26 protein-coding genes are annotated in these 19,887 nt (G+C 39.7%); 18 read left to right on the top strand and 8 right to left on the bottom strand.

Translation table 11 applies throughout. The features are described from left to right. The first annotated feature begins 5 nt into the window (after positions 1-5). From aceA to hpaB, 3 genes are all read left to right on the top strand, one after another. Positions 6-1,298 carry an isocitrate lyase gene (gene aceA, locus HM131_RS07185; RefSeq protein ID WP_085029112.1) on the top strand — a complete coding sequence of 431 codons (1,293 nt, stop codon included), beginning with the start codon at positions 6-8 and terminating at the stop codon, positions 1,296-1,298. 229 nt (positions 1,299-1,527) lie between these two features. Next, complete coding sequence (locus HM131_RS07190) at positions 1,528-2,328, top strand: TIGR00266 family protein (protein WP_085029113.1); 801 nt, start codon at positions 1,528-1,530, stop codon at positions 2,326-2,328. A gap of 156 nt (positions 2,329-2,484) precedes the next feature. Then, positions 2,485-3,906 (top strand): 4-hydroxyphenylacetate 3-monooxygenase, oxygenase component, encoded by a 1,422-nt coding sequence (gene hpaB, locus HM131_RS07195; RefSeq protein WP_085029114.1) that lies wholly within the window; start codon positions 2,485-2,487, stop codon positions 3,904-3,906. A 19-nt stretch (positions 3,907-3,925) separates the two neighbouring features. Here the strand turns inward: hpaB and sspL are convergent, their stop codons facing one another. Further along, positions 3,926-4,063 (bottom strand): small, acid-soluble spore protein L, encoded by a 138-nt coding sequence (gene sspL, locus HM131_RS07200; protein WP_085029115.1) that lies wholly within the window; start codon positions 4,061-4,063, stop codon positions 3,926-3,928. 407 nt (positions 4,064-4,470) lie between these two features. On the opposite strand from sspL, the gene HM131_RS07205 reads away from it, so the two are divergent. Both HM131_RS07205 and HM131_RS07210 read left to right on the top strand, forming a co-directional pair. Further along, positions 4,471-4,722: a YozQ family protein gene (locus HM131_RS07205; RefSeq protein ID WP_085029116.1), complete on the top strand. Its 252-nt coding sequence runs from the start codon at positions 4,471-4,473 to the stop codon at positions 4,720-4,722. After that, a complete protein-coding gene (locus HM131_RS07210; RefSeq protein WP_085029117.1) occupies positions 4,706-4,963 on the top strand; it encodes an alpha/beta-type small acid-soluble spore protein in 258 nt (85 codons plus the stop codon). The genes HM131_RS07205 and HM131_RS07210 overlap by 17 nt, the downstream gene beginning before the upstream one ends. Positions 4,964-5,005: 42 nt before the next feature. Here HM131_RS07210 and HM131_RS07215 read toward each other — a convergent pair whose 3' ends face one another. Both HM131_RS07215 and HM131_RS07220 read right to left on the bottom strand, forming a co-directional pair. Continuing rightward, entirely contained in the window at positions 5,006-5,464 is a 459-nt protein-coding gene (locus HM131_RS07215) for a flavodoxin (RefSeq protein ID WP_085029118.1), read from the bottom strand. Between the two features lie 2 nt (positions 5,465-5,466). Beyond that, complete coding sequence (locus tag HM131_RS07220) at positions 5,467-5,856, bottom strand: hypothetical protein (protein ID WP_085029119.1); 390 nt, start codon at positions 5,854-5,856, stop codon at positions 5,467-5,469. A 156-nt stretch (positions 5,857-6,012) separates the two neighbouring features. Between HM131_RS07220 and HM131_RS07225 the strand changes: the two genes are divergently transcribed. Continuing rightward, the gene (locus HM131_RS07225) at positions 6,013-6,609 is read left to right on the top strand and encodes a protein kinase family protein (protein WP_085029120.1); all 597 of its coding nucleotides are present in this window, start codon (positions 6,013-6,015) and stop codon (positions 6,607-6,609) included. Positions 6,610-6,724: 115 nt separating this feature from the next. Beyond that, positions 6,725-6,964, top strand: a complete 240-nt coding sequence (locus HM131_RS07230) for a hypothetical protein (RefSeq protein ID WP_085029121.1) — start codon at positions 6,725-6,727, stop codon at positions 6,962-6,964. 39 nt (positions 6,965-7,003) lie between these two features. On the opposite strand, the gene HM131_RS07235 is transcribed toward HM131_RS07230, so the two are convergent. Further along, positions 7,004-7,762: a TrmB family transcriptional regulator gene (locus tag HM131_RS07235; protein WP_085029122.1), complete on the bottom strand. Its 759-nt coding sequence runs from the start codon at positions 7,760-7,762 to the stop codon at positions 7,004-7,006. Positions 7,763-7,904: 142 nt separating this feature from the next. Here HM131_RS07235 and HM131_RS07240 point away from each other — a divergent pair, with 142 nt between their 5' ends. From HM131_RS07240 to HM131_RS07275, 8 genes are all read left to right on the top strand, one after another. Next, positions 7,905-9,080: an MFS transporter gene (locus HM131_RS07240; RefSeq protein WP_085029123.1), complete on the top strand. Its 1,176-nt coding sequence runs from the start codon at positions 7,905-7,907 to the stop codon at positions 9,078-9,080. A gap of 254 nt (positions 9,081-9,334) precedes the next feature. Next, a complete protein-coding gene (locus HM131_RS07245; protein ID WP_085029124.1) occupies positions 9,335-9,520 on the top strand; it encodes a YfhD family protein in 186 nt (61 codons plus the stop codon). Positions 9,521-9,716: 196 nt separating this feature from the next. Further along, complete coding sequence (locus HM131_RS07250) at positions 9,717-10,625, top strand: glycine betaine ABC transporter substrate-binding protein (RefSeq protein WP_085029125.1); 909 nt, start codon at positions 9,717-9,719, stop codon at positions 10,623-10,625. Between the two features lie 211 nt (positions 10,626-10,836). After that, on the top strand, positions 10,837-11,643 hold the full coding sequence (locus HM131_RS07255; RefSeq protein ID WP_085029126.1) for a VLRF1 family aeRF1-type release factor: 807 nt from the start codon (positions 10,837-10,839) through the stop codon (positions 11,641-11,643). Positions 11,644-12,006: 363 nt separating this feature from the next. Continuing rightward, a complete protein-coding gene (locus HM131_RS07260; RefSeq protein ID WP_085029127.1) occupies positions 12,007-12,312 on the top strand; it encodes an antibiotic biosynthesis monooxygenase family protein in 306 nt (101 codons plus the stop codon). Continuing rightward, on the top strand, positions 12,309-12,674 hold the full coding sequence (locus HM131_RS07265; RefSeq protein ID WP_085029128.1) for a hypothetical protein: 366 nt from the start codon (positions 12,309-12,311) through the stop codon (positions 12,672-12,674). Before HM131_RS07260 ends, HM131_RS07265 begins: the two co-directional genes overlap by 4 nt. 13 nt (positions 12,675-12,687) lie before the next feature. Continuing rightward, complete coding sequence (locus HM131_RS07270; protein ID WP_085029129.1) at positions 12,688-13,347, top strand: cobalamin B12-binding domain-containing protein; 660 nt, start codon at positions 12,688-12,690, stop codon at positions 13,345-13,347. After that, the gene (locus tag HM131_RS07275; RefSeq protein WP_085029130.1) at positions 13,334-14,098 is read left to right on the top strand and encodes an STAS domain-containing protein; all 765 of its coding nucleotides are present in this window, start codon (positions 13,334-13,336) and stop codon (positions 14,096-14,098) included. The genes HM131_RS07270 and HM131_RS07275 overlap by 14 nt, the downstream gene beginning before the upstream one ends. A gap of 27 nt (positions 14,099-14,125) precedes the next feature. Here the strand turns inward: HM131_RS07275 and crcB are convergent, their stop codons facing one another. Beyond that, entirely contained in the window at positions 14,126-14,476 is a 351-nt protein-coding gene (gene crcB / locus HM131_RS07280; RefSeq protein WP_232324893.1) for a fluoride efflux transporter CrcB, read from the bottom strand. Beyond that, a complete protein-coding gene (locus HM131_RS07285; protein WP_085029132.1) occupies positions 14,473-14,850 on the bottom strand; it encodes a fluoride efflux transporter FluC in 378 nt (125 codons plus the stop codon). The genes crcB and HM131_RS07285 overlap by 4 nt, the downstream gene beginning before the upstream one ends. 238 nt (positions 14,851-15,088) lie before the next feature. Between HM131_RS07285 and copZ the strand changes: the two genes are divergently transcribed. Beyond that, the gene (copZ, locus tag HM131_RS07290) at positions 15,089-15,295 is read left to right on the top strand and encodes a copper chaperone CopZ (protein ID WP_085029133.1); all 207 of its coding nucleotides are present in this window, start codon (positions 15,089-15,091) and stop codon (positions 15,293-15,295) included. 194 nt (positions 15,296-15,489) lie between these two features. Here copZ and HM131_RS07295 read toward each other — a convergent pair whose 3' ends face one another. Both HM131_RS07295 and HM131_RS07300 read right to left on the bottom strand, forming a co-directional pair. After that, complete coding sequence (locus HM131_RS07295) at positions 15,490-15,822, bottom strand: spore coat protein (protein ID WP_085029134.1); 333 nt, start codon at positions 15,820-15,822, stop codon at positions 15,490-15,492. Between the two features lie 13 nt (positions 15,823-15,835). Further along, entirely contained in the window at positions 15,836-16,096 is a 261-nt protein-coding gene (locus HM131_RS07300) for a hypothetical protein (RefSeq protein WP_085029135.1), read from the bottom strand. Positions 16,097-16,337: 241 nt separating this feature from the next. Here HM131_RS07300 and HM131_RS07305 point away from each other — a divergent pair, with 241 nt between their 5' ends. Together HM131_RS07305 and HM131_RS07310 are read left to right on the top strand one after the other, a co-directional pair. Next, positions 16,338-17,255: a proline dehydrogenase family protein gene (locus HM131_RS07305; protein ID WP_085029136.1), complete on the top strand. Its 918-nt coding sequence runs from the start codon at positions 16,338-16,340 to the stop codon at positions 17,253-17,255. A gap of 226 nt (positions 17,256-17,481) precedes the next feature. Continuing rightward, positions 17,482-19,881 carry a 3-hydroxyacyl-CoA dehydrogenase/enoyl-CoA hydratase family protein gene (locus HM131_RS07310; protein ID WP_085029137.1) on the top strand — a complete coding sequence of 800 codons (2,400 nt, stop codon included), beginning with the start codon at positions 17,482-17,484 and terminating at the stop codon, positions 19,879-19,881. The last annotated feature ends 6 nt before the right edge of the window (positions 19,882-19,887 follow it).

Raw genomic sequence — 19,887 nt, forward strand, 5'->3', positions numbered from 1 at the left:
CGGTTGTGAATGAAAGAATTGAAAAGTTGAGAGAGCAGTGGCAAAACGAAGAACGTTGGAGAGGTGTAACCCGGCCGTATGAGCCGGAGGATGTCATCAGACTTCGTGGCTCGATGGATATTCAATATACATTAGCTGAAAAAGGATCAGAAAAACTATGGAAGCTGTTAAACGAAGAAAATTATGTGCACGCTCTAGGGGCATTGACAGGAAACCAGGCGATGCAGCAAGTGAAAGCAGGTTTGAAAGCGATTTATCTCAGTGGCTGGCAAGTTGCTGCTGATGCGAACTTATCCGGTCATATGTATCCTGACCAAAGCCTTTATCCGGCAAACAGTGTGCCTCAAGTCGTCAAACGGATCAATCAGGCCTTGCAGCGAGCTGATCAAATTCACCACATGGAAGGTAAAAATGATATCGATTGGTTTGCACCGATCGTTGCCGATGCTGAAGCTGGATTTGGGGGACAGCTGAATGTATTTGAATTGATGAAAGGAATGATTGAAGCGGGTGCTTCGGCGGTACACTTTGAAGATCAGCTTTCTTCCGAGAAAAAATGCGGTCATCTCGGTGGAAAGGTGCTCTTACCAACACAGACTGCAGTACGTAATTTGATTTCAGCACGGTTTGCTGCAGATGTCATGGGTGTTCCGACAATTATCATTGCACGTACAGACGCAAATGCTGCAGACTTGATTACAAGTGATGTAGACGACACAGATGCTGCTTTTATTACAGGGGAACGAACGGCAGAAGGATTTTACAAAACGAGAGCTGGTTTGGATCAGGCTATTGCGCGCGGGCTTGCTTATGCTCCGTATGCGGACCTGGTATGGTGTGAAACTTCTGAACCAAACCTTGAGGAAGCAAGAAGGTTTGCAGAGGCCATCCATGAGAAATACCCGGGTAAACTACTTGCCTATAACTGCTCTCCATCGTTTAATTGGAAAAAGAAACTCGATGACGAAACCATTGCTAACTTCCAGCGTGAGTTAGGAAAAATGGGCTACAAGTTCCAATTCGTTACACTCGCTGGATTCCATGCCCTTAATCACGGCATGTTCGAATTAGCCAGACAATATAAAGATCGAGGAATGGAAGCTTACTCAGAGTTGCAACAGGCAGAGTTTGCGAGCGAAACATATGGTTATTCTGCTACGCGCCACCAACGAGAGGTAGGGACAGGATATTTTGATGAAGTGGCACAGGTCATTTCAGGAGGAACCTCCTCGACCACCGCATTAAAAGGATCAACTGAGACAGATCAATTCACCGAAGAGAAAGTAACAAATCCATAATACTCACTGAAGAATCGTGAAAGAACAACGTTGTTCTTTCACGATTCTTCTTTTTTCTTTATCAATTGACAAAAAAACCCCCATCTGGACTCTAGTCATAAAGTCTCTAAACGACTAGAATGAAGATAGTAGGAAATAAAGGAGGATAAGGAGAAAGGACTGTAAATAACTGAATCATTTTCGGTGTAATTTCGTATGTTCTATTAGCCTAATAAAAGGAGATGGAAACATGAATAATCATGAAATTGATTACAAGTTGTATGGAGACGATATGCAGTTTGTTGAAGTGGAGCTCGATCCAGATGAAACGGTGATTGCTGAAGCGGGCAGTCTGATGATGATGGACGATCAGATTCGGATGGAAACCATTTTTGGTGACGGTTCTGAAGATAGCGGCGGTGGCCTCATGGGGAAATTACTCGGGGCCGGAAAACGTGTCATAACAGGTGAGAGTCTTTTCATGACGACGTTCACGAACGAAGGTCAAGGGAAGAAACACGTCTCCTTCGCTTCTCCTTATCCAGGAAAAATCATCCCTATGGACCTAAGTGAACTAAATGGCAAGCTAATCTGTCAAAAGGATGCTTTTCTTGCTGCGGCAAAAGGAGTCTCTGTCGGGATCGAACTTCAGCGTAAGTTAGGAACAGGTTTTTTTGGCGGGGAAGGGTTCATTATGCAGAAATTAGAGGGCGATGGCATGAGCTTCATCCATGCAGGGGGCACGATGCATAAGCGTGTCCTCGAACCAGGGGAAACCCTGAGGGTAGACACCGGCTGTTTAGTAGCGATGACGGGGGATGTGGATTATAACATAGAATTCGTAGGAAAAGTAAAAACAGCTTTGTTCGGCGGAGAAGGACTATTTTTCGCTACCTTAAGAGGTCCAGGAACGGTTTGGGTTCAATCCTTGCCATTCAGCCGTTTAGCCAGTCGTGTATTTGCGGCTTCCCCGCAACGTGGAGGAAACGATAAAGGGGAAGGCAGCATCGCAGGCGGTATTTTCGACATTCTGGGCGGGGACCGACGCTAAACTTATGAAAAACAGCAGCCATTATTGGGGCTGCTGTTTTTAATTACTATCCATGAAGAAACAAATTTTGGGTGAATGAATCACACTATGGGCGCAATTTAATATGGTATGTTATCAGCTATTTTTGTGTGAGGCACAAAAATGAGGAGTGATATCATGCCGATGATTACAGGTGAAGAGTATAAGAGGCGAATCGATGCCATGCAGACGGAAGTATGGCTGGATGGTAAAAAAGTCGAAGGAGCAATTTCAACTCATCCAGCCTTTAAAGGTGTGATTCAAACGCAATCAGAGCTTTATGACATGCAGAATGAACGGAAGGAAAGTATGACATTTCTTTCAGATACGACAGGGGAGCGGGTAGGTATGTCCTATCTTATCCCTAAAACGAAAACCGATTTAGAAAATCGGCGAAAAATGATCCAGCAATGGGCAAGCCATTCGGGCGGTCTGATGGGGAGAAGTCCTGATTATATGAACACGGTATTAGCTTCCTTTGCGGCTTCTATAGATATTTTGAAAGGAAAACCAAACTGTTTTCCTGAAAGACTGGTTCAATTTTATGAATATGCTTGTCAAAAAGATTTATCGTTTACACATACGTTCGTTAACCCTCAATCCAATCGGTCAAAGCTCGCTTATTTAGAAGAGGACGTTACAAATGCAAGAATAGTAAAACGAATGGAAGAAGGACTTGTAATCAAAGGGGCAAAACTTCTAGCTACCCAGGGTGGAATGACCGATGAAATTCTTGTCTTTTCTGCACCAGGAGCGAAAGAAAACAGCCATTCTTATTGCTTTTCGATCCCAAGCGATACGCCAGGTTTGAAGTTTATCTGCCGAGAGTCATTCGTAAACGAGGATTCCCCCTTGTCATCCAAATTTGAAGAGATGGATACGATTGTCATCTTTGACGATGTCCTTGTTCCGTGGGAACGAGTGTTTCTTCATGATAATATTTGTGCGGCCAATGATTTATATATAAAAGGAAAGTTCGTTCCATTCACCCTTCATCAGATCGCCTCAAGGCAAGTTGTCAAAACGGAGTTTATACTGGGAGTAGCTGATCAAATTGTTGAAACGATCAATATTGGGGAATATCAGCATATTCAAAGTAAAATGTCCGAGATCGTCAAAGGACTAGAAACGTTGAAAGCTTTACTTCAATATTCAGAAGCAGAAGCAGAATTAGATCCTTCGGGTGTAATGGTTCCTGCACGGGGACCGTTATATGTAGCCATCAATCAATTTCAAGAACTCTATCCTAGGTTCACGGAAATCATTCAACTGCTGGGGGCGAGCGGTTTAATATCCATCCCTAAAGAATCAAATTTTTCTACTCAAGTTGGTAAAGAAATTGATCATTACTTGATGGGGGCGGAATGTAGAGGAAAAGAACGAGTGGCTCTTTTCAGAATGGCGTGGGATTTGACGATGAGCTCATTTGGATCACGCCAGACGTTGTATGAGCGCTTTTTCTTTGGTGATCCCGTAAGGATTTCGCAAACAATTTATCAATTTTATGACAGGACCTCTTCCTATAAGCTCGTTGAGGATTTAGTGAACAGAAAAAGCTGACTTAAAAAGAGTCAGCTTTTTAGCGTTTTGTATTACTTTTTTTAGCTTTTTGCTCCAATTGCGAATCAGGCTGTTGATCTGCTATATCTTCAGATAATCCTTGTGGGTTAACAGTCGGCGGTACTTTTCCTTTTTTCGAGTTGCTTTTCTTACTCATCTAAACACCTCCACCGATAGTTTGGATGAGATTGTAGTGTTTTATCCCGATTCGTTAGATTTTCTTCTGCATCTTAAGAAGTGCCCAGGCAATTACATTAGCTAAGAAAATTACAAATTCCTTTGGCTGTTGCCATGAAGATCTTCTTCTTGAATCGTATCGAAACAGAATAATCCTGTTTAGATTGATTAGACATATCTTCTTCCTCTTTTATCGCTTTTAAGTACCGATGTTGAAGTTGGATAATGGTGATTTATATCGCAATATAACTTATAAGGAAGAAGAATCTGTTGGGCACTCTTACTGAAAAATTTCTTCTCATATGTAAGAATGAAGTGCTTGAACGTTTCAGTGTATGCTTTATTGACTTTTGCAAACGCTAAAAGAAATGGTAAGGAGGGTTTCACTTGAGTAGAAAATCCAAAAATAATTCAGAAGAAATCGCTGGGCGCACCTATGAGCCTGAAGATTATAATAAAGCTGATGAAGTTTCTAAAGGACTTGCCACCACACACGAACAAGCTTCAGATACGTTAACTGAAGGAACGATCGATGGGACAATTGATCGTGTGGATAAAGATGGACATTTAATCAGCAATGATGGGGAAGAGATAAGCAGGAATAAGAATAGAGAGAAAACAAATGGCAAGACGAAATAAGCTGCTCGTACCTGAAGCCAGACAAAGAATGGATGAATTAAAGGCAAAGGTAAGTAATGCACAAACGCCTGAAGACGCTAAGTATGAAGTAGCTAAAGAGATGGGCATCCCTTTGAAAAAGGGATATAATGGCCAATTAACGACTAAAGAGGCAGGTACTATCGGAGGACATATGGGCGGACAAATGGTCAAAGAACTAATAAAACGAGCTCAACAGGAATTAGAACAGAAAAATATGTAAATCAACAGCCGCTGACTTTCTTTTGAAAGAGCGGCTGTTTTTTTAAACCTTAACTTTTGTAAGGTAGTTAGAAATATTATCACCGAATAACTTACAATTCTCGTGGTCATCTTCTCCATCAGGATTCAATTCTATCTTTAGCCCTTCCTGAATAAGAGTCGCTCCACGGTAAACAAGTGCTTCTTCAAATGTATTTACTGCTTCGCAAAATTTAGGATATGCTTTATCTCCTGAACCGAACACACAAACAGGAATTCCGCTTAGATCTTCCTCTTCTAATTCGTCATAAAAATCTTCAGCTTCATAAGGAAGGTCTCCATCGTTCCACGTGTAAGAACCTATGATTGCCCCATTATATTCAAGTAAATAAGAAGGATCGATCTCATCTAATTCTTCCATATAAATGGTGTGTCCCTTATCTTCCAAATGCGACTGAAGGATATCAGCTATATCCTCAGTATTTCCAGACATACTAACAAAGCCAATCAAAATTTTAGCCATCTCTACACCTGCTCCTTAGGTGTACTTGCAGGGGGCAGGAATTCAGACCACTCTTGCAGAAGGTTGGTATGTTTTATAAAAAGTCCATAATTCTTATCATCTAAAGCTTGGTCAACTTTGAATTGATGATAATTTGCCGCTAATTCTAAATCCATCTCAGGACAAACAACCTTTTGTTTATAAAGCTCTTCTAAATCGTCTAAAAACATATGGAAACGTACATCCTGGTTTCTTTGCAAGGGTATATGCCACCCATGGATTTCGTTAAAGTGCGCGTCTCCTAAAATGTATAAGCGGTCTTTCTTATTTATTTTATATGTCTGAGGTTCGCAAAGACATGGCGTAGGCTTTTCGAATTGAAAATTTTTAAGTACAACAATGGTCTCATGCATAAGTCTTTCTCCTTTTCTAAGAAGGTGCCTTCATTATAATTGATAATGATTTTCATTGTCAATAAAAGGGGTTAAATATTAAAACTTTACCTATTTACCATAGAATTTGATATACTTTCTACAAAAGAGAGATGGTTGTTAAAAGAGGAGAGACCTATGGAGACGATCAAAGAGTGGGTTACACACATTGACTTCAATGGGGACCAGTTGGTAAATGGCCCGAGACAGCTTGAATGGATCGGGCAAGGAAGAAGTGCAGTTGTTTTTAGGATTGAAGGTACAAATCATGCGGTTAAAGTTTTTTATCCCAGGTTTAAAGATTTGGCTGAAAAGGAAGCAGATGTTTATCGCATGTTATCAAACCATGATTTCTTTCCACAGTTGATTAAGGAAGGAGATGGATTCCTTGTCCTTGAATTCGTTGAGGGTCTTACTTTTTACGATTGTTTAGTTCAGGGGATCAAAATTACTCCTGAGATGGTAAAACAGGTTGATAAAGCTCTGGAATTTGCGAGGAGCAAGGGGTTGAATCCTTCAGATATCCACTTGAAAAATATGATGCTTACACCTGAGAATGAAGTGAAAATCATTGATGTGGTTCGGTTTACACAAGAAAAAGAGTGTACCCATTGGCCAGATCTTAAAAAAGCTTATTATACCTACTATCAAAAGCGATATTTCCCTAAAAAGTATCCGAAGATAGTCATCGAGTTAATTATAAGACTATATAGGAAGCATTTATTACCTATTTGAACCTTGCTGTTTTATACCAGCAAGGTTTTTATTTGCTTCTTAGCCGAACAAATCTATAACGTTTTACCTTACAAATATCTGGGAAACTGGATGTATAGAAAGGTGGAATGTAATCATGACTCAATATCGTTTAAGTGAAGTAGAAGTTGGTCAAAATTATAAGGCAAAAGAATTGGACAGCTTTGTCTCTACTACAGATGTTGTTGTATTATCCAACAACGAATCACAGCTATTTACTGATCCAGAAAGAGAGTATAAGATTGTGGATAGCTTCGCAGGTTTTTTTGAACATTCCTCTGAGGACGGAGAAAAATACTACAGGGAAAAACAAGCCTATATAGTAGAAAAGGTTTAAGTAAGAGAAAATCGCGTATCCGGTTGGATACGCGATTTTTTAATATCGTAATTTCATTAATATGTTCTTAATTTTTTCGTCTTTCATCAGAGTGTCCTCATATTTGTGTGTGATTTCAGCAAGAGCTACATCATGGAAAAAGAACTCTGTAAAAAATTTGACCAGTGGACTGGAAAGTGTTTGAATTCCTTGCCATTCTCCATGTTCAACTCCCGCAAACACCAGCTCCTTCTCATCCGCAATCATCAATTGATAACGTTCAAGAGCTTCATGTCTCTCATCTGGCAATAGGGTGTGAGTGTTTTCTAAAATAGTATCTATTTCACCGATCGACATCACTTCTACTTCAAGACCATTTTCCTGTTTCTCTTCGAGCACTGGTAGTATCGTGAGCAAGTCATCCGACCATCCTGAAAAGTAAATGCTGCGGGATGCTTTTGACAGAGTTTGTTTGGTAAGAGAAGAAATTGCTTTATTATTTTTGATCGTCCATACTCTGTCATCTACTGGCGTTAAAGAGTATTTCTTACTTTTTAATTCCTCGACGTTCGTCTGGAATTCGTCTGTCAATTTTTCAATGATTGTTTCTAAAGGGAGAGCAGTATAAAGTTTTTTTCGGTCAGTAAATGAACTTAAAATCAATCCTTTATCAGCAAGGCGGTTTAATACTTCATATACTTTTGACTTTGGAACTTGTGAATATTTAACTATCGTTGTGGCGTCAAGTGGAGAAGTACTCGCGGTCAATACTTCAAACACTTGGCTTTCGTACTGTGTGAATCCAAATTTTTGTAACAACCTCATCCCTCTTCTCAGTAATCTCTAGGTTTAAGAATACATGGTATCTATCTTTTCGTAAAATTACTGCAAACGATATTGTATTCCTTGTTTATTATGGTTACCATTGTAGTGGTAACCTAAACGGAAGGGATAATGATTTATGAATAAAAAAGTCTACCTTTTAGCATTAGTCGCATTTGTAGTTGGTACAGTCGAGTTGATTATTGGCGGCACACTCGACCTTGTAGCAGAGGATTTAGGCGTGAGCCTTGGGCATGTAGGACTTCTCATTACAATTTTTTCACTTGTTTTTGCTATTGCTTCACCGGTTCTGCTGACGCTAACTGCTAAAGTAGAACGAAAGCGTCTTACGTTATGGACATTGTTTATTTTCTTCTTAGGAAATCTTTTAGCTTATTTCAGTCCGAATTACTCTATCCTTATGCTGGCTAGAATCTTTACAGCTGCCAGCGGATCCTTATTAGTCGTTTTAGGAGTAACCATTGCTTCAACGATCGTTCATGCTGAATATCGTGGTCGAGCAATCGGTACTATCTTTATGGGGATCAGTGGATCCTTGGTTCTAGGAGTTCCTTTAGGACTTACGATAGGAAATACATTTGGCTGGAGAGCTCCTTTTTTGCTCATCTCTATTTTGACACTACTCTCGATGGTCGCTGTGTTCTTTCTATTAGAGAAGATTGATCCAAAACCAGTGTTATCAATTAAGAAACAAATTCAAACGTTGAAAGATCAAAAGATATTTACAGCTCAACTTACGTCGTTCTTGTTTTTGACTGGTCATTTAACGTTGTATGCGTATCTGACACCGTTCTTAAAGACAACGATGGGATTAAACGGCACGTGGGTAAGTGTCGCGTACTTTATCTTCGGAGTTGCTGCGGTTTCCGGCGGTGGTTTCGGTGGATTCTTGTCAGATAAGCTAGGGTCGGAAAAGAGCATTCTTGGAATCATTAGTGTTTTCGCTGTAGCGATTTTCATTATTCCTTATGTCACCTTTTCACTCCCTGTCTTCTTGATTGTGATGGTAATATGGAGCGCGTTAAGCTGGGCAATCACACCTGCTCAGCAAAATTATTTAATTTCTTCTGCTCCAGAAACGGCCGATATCCAGCAGAGCTTGAATAATTCAGCTCTACATCTTGGGATTGCATTAGGTTCTACCATCGGTGCAATGGTCATCGAGCAGTCATCGGTTATCCATAATGCCACGGCTGGCGGTTTCTTTGTGCTATTCGCACTGGGAACGGCGTATTTCTCTATTACTCGCGGACAAGCTGTAACCAATGAGCAAGAAAACCTTAACCAAGCTTAAGCAAGAAATAGCAAAAACCCCCACCTCAGGCCATCCATTATATGGAAGGCCTGAGGTGGGGGTTTTTGGTTTATACCTCCAAAGAACAATTGCATTCTATAAAGGTGTAGGAATAAATGGAACTTTGTGAGTGGGGGGTATTGAACAACGGGTTCTTTGATTAAAACGATGACATAACAATCTGTCTTGAAGGGAGAATATTTCCATGTAAAAGTGAAAGACTAAAAGTGATCAATGTAAAGGAGGAGATTTTCATGGGTAGAGATGAACATCGCCATGCAAAAGGTAAAAAGAAGAATAAATTACCTCAGACACCAAAAAATCAAAAGACAGACGGCATTGATGTAGAGTTCTCTAAAGAATTAGCGGACCACGAAGATTTAGAAGCGATGGAAAGAAGCAAAGCAGCTGACCGCCGCGCTAATCAACGCAAACAATAAATTCCAATAAATGTCACCTCAGGTCATCCAGATTTTGGATGACCTGAGGTGGAATAAATAGGGAAATCACAAACTATAAACTAAATTATTTTTTTGTACAGTTTAAATTGTTTGAACTTGATTTGTTTTATGCTATAATACAAAACTGTATTTAAGACGAACGACATGAACAATCATAACTAGAGGAGGACATTAAATGTTATATTTACGTAAATGGCTACCCGCTTTGTTTTTAGGGATGCTCCTGATCCTTGCTGCATGTGGAGGAGGAAATGAAGAAGGTGACTCTGCAAACGGCGGCGAAGGCGAAGATAATGCTGAAACAACAGAAGAAAAAGGTACGATCAGTATCGGAATGAACAACTGGGCAGAAAACGTAGCCGTATCAAACATGTGGAAGATAATTTTGGAAGAGAAAGGCTACGACGTCGAATTGAAACAGGTGGAAAAAGGGTTCCTTTATGAAGCTCTGTCCGCTGGAGATTTAGATATCGGAATGGAAATCTGGCTGCCACATACAGACAAACCGTTCTATGAAAAATATAAAGATGAAATTGACTGGCGTGAAGAATGGTATAAGGGCACTGAACTAGGCCTTGTCGTTCCTACTTATATGGAAGATGTTAATACAATAGAAGATCTTAAAGGTTCTGACGCATTCCCTGAGAAACAAATCGTTGGAATTGATGCAGGCGCAAGTATCATGTCACTAACAGAAGAAGCGATTAGTGAATATGGTCTGGATTATGAGCTTGCTGCTTCTTCAGGCCCAACTATGACAACTGAGCTTAAAAATGCGATTGAGAGTGAAGAGCCGATTGTTGTAACTCTTTGGAAACCTCACTGGGCTTTCGCTGAAATGGACCTTAAATTCCTAGAAGATACGAAGAAGGTCTATGGAGAGTCTGAGAACATCTCCTATGCAGCTCGTAAAGGCTTAGAAGAGGATCAACCTGAAGTTGTAAAATGGTTTGATAATTTTATGATGGATGATCAACAGCTTGGTAGCTTGATGTCTTCGCTAAATGAAGCAGACAGCCCTGAAGAAGGCGCACAAAAATGGATTGACGAGCACCAGGATGTTATTGATGAATGGACAAAATAAGCATGATCAAACAACCTGCCCCTTTTGGGCAGGTTGTTTTTTAGTATAAAAGACTACACATTCCCTATATAAAATTGTGGCGTTACCCAATCCTATAGATGGCGAAAGGACACCTAAACCCGTAAAATGATAAATCAACTAGTTTAAAGGTCCCTTTTTCAGGAAACATACTGATTAGAAGTAAATCATAAGAAAAAGGAGTCGTTGTTTTATGGATTTAAATAAAGAAATTAAAAAACTAGAGCAAGTTCATTTACAAAAACCACAAAAGGTATTCTCTATGTACTTAAACACCGACCCTTCTGATCCAGATCAGCAAGGTGGAGAATGGAAAATCCACTTGAAGAATGGATTGAACAATTTTGAATCTTATTTGCAAGAAGACGGTGATTCAGATGAAAAGCGAAACTATTGGGCCGTAAAAGAAAAAGTGGAGCAATTCATCGAAGAGAATGAGCAGCATTTTGCCAAAAGTGTAGTACTTTTTGCTACGGCAGATGATACGGTATGGTTTGCGGAACGCTTCCAGATGCCTGTGAAGACGGAGTTTTATTGGGAGGAGACTCCTGTACTTGATCAGTTGAATGAGATGCAGGAAAAGTTCCCTAGAACAGGAATTATTTTAACCCAGAAAAATCAAATTAAATTAATCGATGCACAGCTAGGAAGTCTTAATGATACTCAACTGTTTGAGCTTGATTTAGATACAGATGACTGGAGACAGCACCAAGGACCGCATAGAGCTCAGCCATCTATGGGCTCTGGAGGGGCAAAAAACACGAAACAGGACCAATTTCAGGAAAGGTTTGAAGCGAACCGTTACCGCTGGTATAAGAGTGTAGCTCCTAAACTGGACAAGCTTGCAAAAGATTATGGTTGGGAAAAGATCTATATGGTAGGAGATAAAGAAGAACTGAAAGACTTACAGGACAATATGAACAAAGAAGCGGATGAGATGGTTAACAAAAACCTGCTTGACCACGAAGAGATGAAAGTAATCGACGAAGTGGTCCAATAATTACGATATAGGCGCCAGCAAAAAGCTGGCGTCTTTTTTGTTATCTAGGAATTTATCATTTTAATTTTATATGGATAACTTTTTGAGCTGTGGTACTACCTCACTCACCGCGCCTAGCTCCTCGTGTTCATAAGTAGATCGACTTTACTGATCCACTTCTTCGCTTATAGGGAGCTCTTAGGATTATACGTTCGTACAAATCGTGCCGAACATAGATGAACAATTATTGATTGAATAAGCTATGTAGTTGCACTTTTGTGTGGAGTGGAAATTTTATTAGTAAAGCAATTATTATACAGATAAATTATTTATATGATAAAATAGTTGGTATTGAAAACAATTTTTTGATTGGAGATTTAATTTATGTACGTAGTGGACTCGACAGTCGTCGTTCCTGACCATAAAGCAGACGAGTTAATCCAAATTTATCGTAATCGGTCTCGTTTAGTAGATCAAGCAGATGGGTTCATTTCTTTCCAATTGCTGCAAAATGATCGTAAGCCGGGAGAACTAACGGTTCACTTGGAATGGGCATCTAAGCAGGATTACTTGAATTGGGCTAGGAGTGAGCAGTTTAAGAAGATTCACGAATTAGAAAAGCAGTATCCCGATCAAGAATTGCAAGGCATTGTTCCTAAAGTGTCCAAGTATGAGGTGGTAGCTGAATGAAGAAGGTTGAGCAAGATCGTATCGTTCATCAGGTTGTTGAAGAGATTTATGCAGATTATCCATACTTATGGGAGAAATTTGGCCAAAACGGCAAAGAACGAACGGAAGAAGACAATTACCATCATCTTGATCACCTTTACGCTGCTTATGAAATGAACAGCAGTGATTTCTTTATAGACTATACCAACTGGCTCAACAATGTCCTGACTTCAAGGGGAGTAGGCACTTATCTGATTGTAGATAATTTTGAACGTCTTGTACGGATCTTGGAAGAGACAACATTGACCGATGAAAAAGAGGGCACTACAATGATCCTTTATCTTCAAGAGGCGTTAAGACATTTACCTACTCTTTCAAAGTAAGAGGTGAATTAGTTTGAAAGAATATCAAGAAAAGCTTGCTCTTTATTTTCTGGACGGTAATGAAGAGCAGGCACTTCAATATACAAAAGAGTTACTCGAAAGGTATCCCCGGTTATATTTATTCGAAGATATCATCACACCTGCGATGTACTATATCGGGGAACTTTGGGAGAAAAATGAAATTTCAGTTGCGGATGAGCATTTAGTGACAGCTATTTGCGATTTTGTGTTGTCTAAATTAGAAGCCGAAGCGGAAGATATCAAGGGACATAAACAGAAAAAGTATAAAGCCATTTTGTTCGGGGTTGAGCAAGAGCAGCATTATATCGGATTGAAGATGGTTGCTGACACGTTTAAAGATAATGGCTGGCGTGTCAGGTATCTAGGGCCGAATCTGCCATTAGATCACTCTTTAGTTCAGATTGAAAAGTATAAGCCTGAAGTGATCGGTCTTTCTGCAGCTTTATCCTATCGGCTGCCTACGTTAAAAATATTGATTGAGCGATTTAAGAAGCTTCCTTGGAAGCCACTCATCATGATTGGTGGTCGCATGGCTAAGAAATTTGATCTTGATGAATTTGAATCAGATCAAGTCATGGTGGTGAAAGATCTAAACCACCTACACCGATGGTTCAAAGAAGGAAGGGAAGACCTTATTAATGAAACTAGTTGACCGTACCTTCCCGCTTCCTTATTACAAAATAAATAAAAAATACCAAATTCAGTCCTGGTCTCAGGAGGCTGAAGATTTATTTGGCCATCAAGAGAATCTTTTAGATATATTTGACGAAGACAGCAAATCAAAAGTCGAAAATTGGGTTAATCCAGAAGTGCAAAAAGCGTCAGTAGAGATTCATCTTAAACCTGTCAATGAAGAGGACGGCCCTCTTACTGCCGATTTGTATGTTTTTTGGGAAAACGACCTTTATGCAGAAGTAATGCTTATGATGAAGGATAGTCGGCTTATTAAGGTCACAAAAACAATGAATCAGCTGAGGGCTCGTTTAAACGATACGAACTTTGAACTTCTAGATGAAAAAGAAAAGTTAGAAGAAGCCATTGAACAAAACAATCGGTTATCTGCACCCTTTATTGATTTGACCGAGGACACAGCTTTGGTTCCGTTATTCGGTGATATCACCAAAGAGAAAATGTATGCGATAGAAGAATATCTGTTACAATCTTCGCAAAGAGACGGGATTGATCGAATACTTTTTGATTTTACAGCAGTAGGACAAGTTGAAAGAGATGGGATTCAAGTCTTTAATAATATGATGACTTCTGTATTTTATATGGGACCAGAGGTTGTTCTTATCGGTATTCGTCCTGAACAGGCAAAACAATTAAGTGAAATGAGTATGTTATCTGATATAAAGTATATCAACTCACTCCAGCAAGCCATTATGAAATATTGTGCGAATTAAAACCTCTCCTTTTTCGAAGGAGAGGTTTTATAATTGAAAAATAAGCCATATGGTAAAAATCGTCATCAAAATGGATGTGCTCAAATATAGAAGCGCTTCTTTCCATTTTCTTTGTTTCAATAATTGAAAAACCTCAAAACTAAACGTCGAGTAAGTCGTATAGCCACCGCAGAAACCTGTTGCAGACAATAGCCAAATGGATTCCGAAAACCCGGTACCTTCATAAAATTTAATCAACATTCCCAGCAATATTCCTCCAGTGATATTAGCAAGAAAAGTTCCTAAAGGGAAAGGTGTTTTCCCATTCCATAGCTGACTCACTTCAAACCGTAACAGGGCGCCAAAGGCTCCACCGAAAAATACGAATAGAATGTTCAAATTCTCCATCTCCTTCCCCATAAGTGCCCGAGCATTGTCATACCTAAGCCTCCGACGATGGTTGCAATCATATAATAGCAAGCGAGCATTGGAGACCGGTCAAAAAGTTGAACAGATTCAGCTGAAAAGGCAGAAAATGTGGTGAAAGACCCAATCATGCCTGTGGCCAAAGCTTTATGTAATTGTTTCGCCTTGCCGGTTGAATGTAGAAATATTTCATATAACAAGGTTAATAATAGGCAGCCTATTAAGTTTACGGCTAAAGTTCCGTATGGAAATCCTCCAGGGGAATTTAATAATGAAGAGACGCCGTAACGTAATGAGGAACCTAGACCTCCTCCAAGTCCAATGCCTAAGTAAATTGACTTTCTCATTTGAGTTTCCAAACCTTCCTCTGTTTAAAAAATAATGAATTTGTCCATTTAACTTTTACTCTACTATAGTAATATACCAGCTCCTAAGGTGAAAGCATGACCCTGTTCGTTTAAATTAAGGTAACTACAGCTTAGGTGAATCGTAAGAAGAAGTTATTAAAGGAGAAAATTGTGGAATACAACAAGTAAGGCCATAAAATAGTCTATTTAAACTATCAACAAGAAAGGTTGGATTTAGATGCAATTAACATTAGAAGTTAACGGAATGACTTGTGAACATTGTGAGAAATCAGTGAAAAATGCATTAACTGAATTAGAAGGGGTCCACGGAGTAGAAGTTGACCTGGATAGTGGTAAAGTGGATGTTACCTATGATGAAGCCTACGTTTCCAAACCGCTAATGAAAGATGCAATTGAGTCACAAGGTTACGAGCCTGTAGGATAAAAAACCCGGCTTCATGCCGGGTTTTTGTTGTTGGCTAGGAAATGATTAAATTGCTGCCTCTGGATATATTTTCTAGTCAGAGACATTTCTCTCTATCACCATAAGCTACTTGTCCTATGGAAGGAAAAACCACCTTCATCCGGTCATGTTTGCTTATGCGTGTCGGAGGTTCCAGGGCGCTTTCGCCTTTGTTCTTATTGGATGGTGTAAGGCAGTTGAGCCTTGTAACCAGTAAATTGCTGGTAAGTTTGCTGGATTTTTTGCTGCTGTTCCTGCTCTACACCATACCAGCCGTTTTTGAACATCAAGTTATATAAATTTCTTTGGCAGTCCTGTGTTTCTTTAAAAATCGTTGCAAGATCTTGGTAAAGCGTTTGGTTGCTGGCCTCATTAAGCGCGATGTTGTAAGAGGCTGTCATATACTTTTCAGTAGTCAGTTGGTCATTTACAAAATCACGTTCATTCATTTGAGGAGTTTTTGGAACGCTCGTCTCAGGGTTTTGAATTTTATTAGCCTGTTGGTTCATTTGAGATACCTCCTTAATTGGTTTGCTGCTGACTGTTCAAGTGGTTAAGGATTTTGTTGTAGTGACGTTGATGCATTTGACCTGCTTCTTCTAACGCTGCTTGAATTTCAGGTGTCTGACAGTTCTGAGCAAAGAAGTGAGCTTTTTTACATGCGTTCAAGTTCCAGGACAACATGTCAGAGATGTATAACTGATCTTTAGTGCTTACGATATTTGGAACTTGCGGCATAGGTTGAGCCTGATTGACTGAGGACATTTCATTCTGTTGCTGCATATTTCTTACCTCCTTCATTATTTCGCCATTAGTATCCCCGAAGGAAAATCTTCTATCATAAAAATCTGATAAAGATACAAGATGGTGTCGAATAGTTAGGTGATTTCGTACCCAATTTTTTTGATAAATGGTAAAATAGTGGTGTTACCGTTTACAAGACACAATTTTCTTAAAACAAGAAGTGATTAGATAAAAGGTTATTGAATGGCATGATCATAGGATTGATTAGGGGGTTGTTCATATGGAACAAATTCTACGTAATTTCTTTTTATTTCTTTCTAAAAATCGATTTTTTACTAAGTTAGCCAAGAGGTATGGATTGCGGTTTGGAGCTGGTCGATTCGTAGCTGGGGAAACAATCCCAAGCGCTGTGAAAACGATTAAAGAGCTGAATCTTAAAGGAATGTCAGTAACCATTGACCATTTAGGTGAATTTATAGATAGTAAAGAAGAAGCTCGTGAAGCGGCTAATGGCTGTATCGAGGCGATTAAAGCTATAGCTGAACACGACTTGGATTCACAGCTGTCTTTGAAGTTGACTTCTATGGGACTCGATATTTCTGAAGAACTGGCTTTGGAAAATATGCGCCTTATTCTGGATGTAGCTGAGGAAAAGAATGTGTTTGTAACCATTGACATGGAGGATCACGAACGTTGTGAAAGGACTCTCCAAATCTTTAAAAAACTGCGTGAAGATTACGAGCATATTGGAACCGTTCTGCAATCTTATCTATATCGCACTGTCGAAGATATTGAGGATCTAAACAAATATAATCCAAATTTGCGTTTAGTTAAAGGTGCGTACAAAGAGTCGCCGAAGGTAGCCTTTCCAGACAAAAAAGATGTGGATGAAAATTATAAAAAAATTATCAAAATGCATCTGTTGAATGGAAATTATACAGCAGTCGCTACTCATGATGACGCAATGATCGAATACACCAAACAATTGGTTGAGGAGAATCATATACCCAAAGATCAGTTTGAATTTCAAATGCTGTATGGTATTCGCGTAGACAGACAGGAAGAACTGGTCAAGGAAGGGTATCATATGAGGGTATATGTCCCATACGGGAACGACTGGTACGGCTATTTTATGAGACGATTAGCCGAACGTCCAGCCAACGTTGCCTTTGTTTTAAAAGGTGTATTTGGGAAATAAAAATTGAAGAGGTATCTCTCCATTAAGGGTACCTCTACATACTATAACCGTATAGGAAAATACAGCGTTCTTGAAGGTGCGAGGAATATTTTGCAAAATAATGCTGTAAAAAGGATTGCGAAATATCTGAAAATAATTTATATTAAATGTAGAAACGATTTGAGCAGTTTTATTTTTTTGACTGTAAAATGAATGAGTATTCATTCAAGGTAAGGGGGACCACTAAATGAATCGAAATATTAAGCGCGCTGCAGTCCTTGGATCAGGCGTTATGGGGGCTGGCATTGCTGCTCACTTGGCAAATGTCGGGATACCAACACTGATGCTCGATATCGTACCGCGTGAGTTAACCGATCAGGAAAAAAAGAAGGGTTTAACCTTCGAAGATAAAGAAGTAAGAAATCGAATAGCTGCTTTGAATAAAGAAGCATTGAAAAAACAAAAACCGTCACCATTAACAAGCAAATCCAGTCTGGATTTAATTGAAATCGGCAATATGAGCGATGACATGGAGAAGTTAGCCGAAATCGACTGGGTCATAGAAGTAGTCGTTGAAAATCTGGACGTTAAGAAAAAAGTACTCTCAGAAGTTGATCAGCATCGTAAACAAGGATCCATTATAAGTTCGAATACTTCGGGAATTTCCATTGAAGCTATGTCTTCTGAATGCAGTGAGGATCTTAAAAAGAACTTCTTAGGAACGCACTTTTTCAACCCGCCTAGATACTTAAAACTGCTAGAAGTCATTCCAACGAAGGACACTGATCCTGAAGTGCTTTCATTTATGAAAACGTTTGGCGAGGATGTGCTCGGCAAAGGCGTGGTAGAAGCGAAGGATACACCAAACTTCATCGCTAATCGTATTGGGACCTATGGTTTGCTAGTTACCGTACAGCAAATGCTTGAAAAAGGCTATAGCGTGGGTGAAGTTGATTCTGTCACCGGGCCAATGATCGGTCGACCGAAAAGTGCCACCTTCCGCACATTGGATGTTGTTGGACTCGATACTTTTATTCATGTGGCCAATAACGTATATGACCAGGTTGAAGGTGAAGAAAAGACAGCTTTTGAGGTTCCGGACTTTATGAAGCAGATGCTTGAGAACGGCTGGCTCGGTTCAAAAAGCGGTCAAGGATTTTTCCTTAAAAAGAAAGGTGAAAAAGGAAGCGAGATTCTGCAGTTAAATCCTCAAACGATGGAGTACGAAGAAAGAAGAAAATTAAAAACGAAAGCAACTGAAATGGCTAAGCAGGAAAAAGGATCTAAGCGAAAACTCAAAGCACTTATTTCCGCAAAAGGAGATCGAGCAGGAGATCTTATTTGGTCTATAGTTAAACCTGTTCTGCTCTATTCGGCTGAACTATACGGAGAAATAGCGGATGATGTCCCTTCGATTGATGAAGCGATGCGCTGGGGTTTTGGATGGGAACTAGGACCATTTGAAGTGTGGGATGCCATTGGCGTCCATAAGTCTGTTGAACGTATGAAAGAAGAAGGAGACCAAGTTCCGTCATGGGTTGAACATATGCTCGAACAAGGATTTACCTCTTTCTATAAACAGGAAAATGGAAACGTTTACTTTTATCATGATGGAGAGTACAAAGAACAATCATTTAATCCTAAGAACATTAATTTGAAACGCCTGAAAGAACAAAAAGAAGTGATTAAAAAGAACTCAGGAGCTAGTTTAGTGGACCTTGGGGATGGTGTAGCAGGTCTTGAATTTCATTCCCAAAGTAACGCCATTGGACTTGATATCATACAAATGGTGAATTTCGCTATCGATCACGTAGACGATCATTTTAATGGATTAGTGATTGGAAACCAGGCTAAGAATTTCTGTGTTGGTGCGAACCTTGGAATGATTCTTATGGAAGCACAGGATTTTAACTTTTTTGAAATTGAAATGGTCGTAAAGAACTTCCAGGATGCCATGATGCGTCTTAAATATTCAGATAAGCCCGTTGTTGCTGCCCCATTTGGAATGACTTTAGGCGGCGGAGCAGAAGTTTGTTTGCCTGCTGATGTTATTCAGGCTTCTCAAGAAACCTACATGGGCCTTGTGGAAACTGGGGTCGGCTTGATTCCTGGTGGAGGTGGAAATAAGGAACTTTACATCAAGCATTTAAGAAATATTCCTGATGGAATTGATTTTGACCTTCAAAAAGTAGCGAACAGTGTATTTGAGAAAATTGCAATGGCAAAAGTCTCTACATCTGGTGAAGAGGCAAGAGAAAATGGTTTCTTAGACAGTAAGGATGCTATAAGTGTAAACGGAGATCACCTTTTACATGATGCGAAAGAAAAAGTGCTAGCTCTTGCTAACTCAGGATACAAAGCACCGAAACGTACGAAGGTTCCTGTAGTTGGAGAACAGGGGTACGCAACGATGATGTTAGGTGCGAAGTCTCTTGCACTCAGCGGTTACGCTAGTGAACATGATTTGAAGATCGCAGAAAAGCTGGCTTTTGTTTTAGCTGGAGGACGTTTAAAAGAAGGTACTCAGGTTGACGAACAATACTTGCTGGACCTTGAACGAGAAGCTTTCTTGAGTCTTGTCGGCGAGCCTAAATCTCAAATGCGGATGCAGCACATGCTGATGAAAGGGAAGCCACTGCGTAATTAATATCTA

The organism is Halobacillus mangrovi (assembly GCF_002097535.1).
Classification (GTDB): Bacteria; Bacillota; Bacilli; order Bacillales; family Halobacillaceae; genus Halobacillus; species Halobacillus mangrovi_A.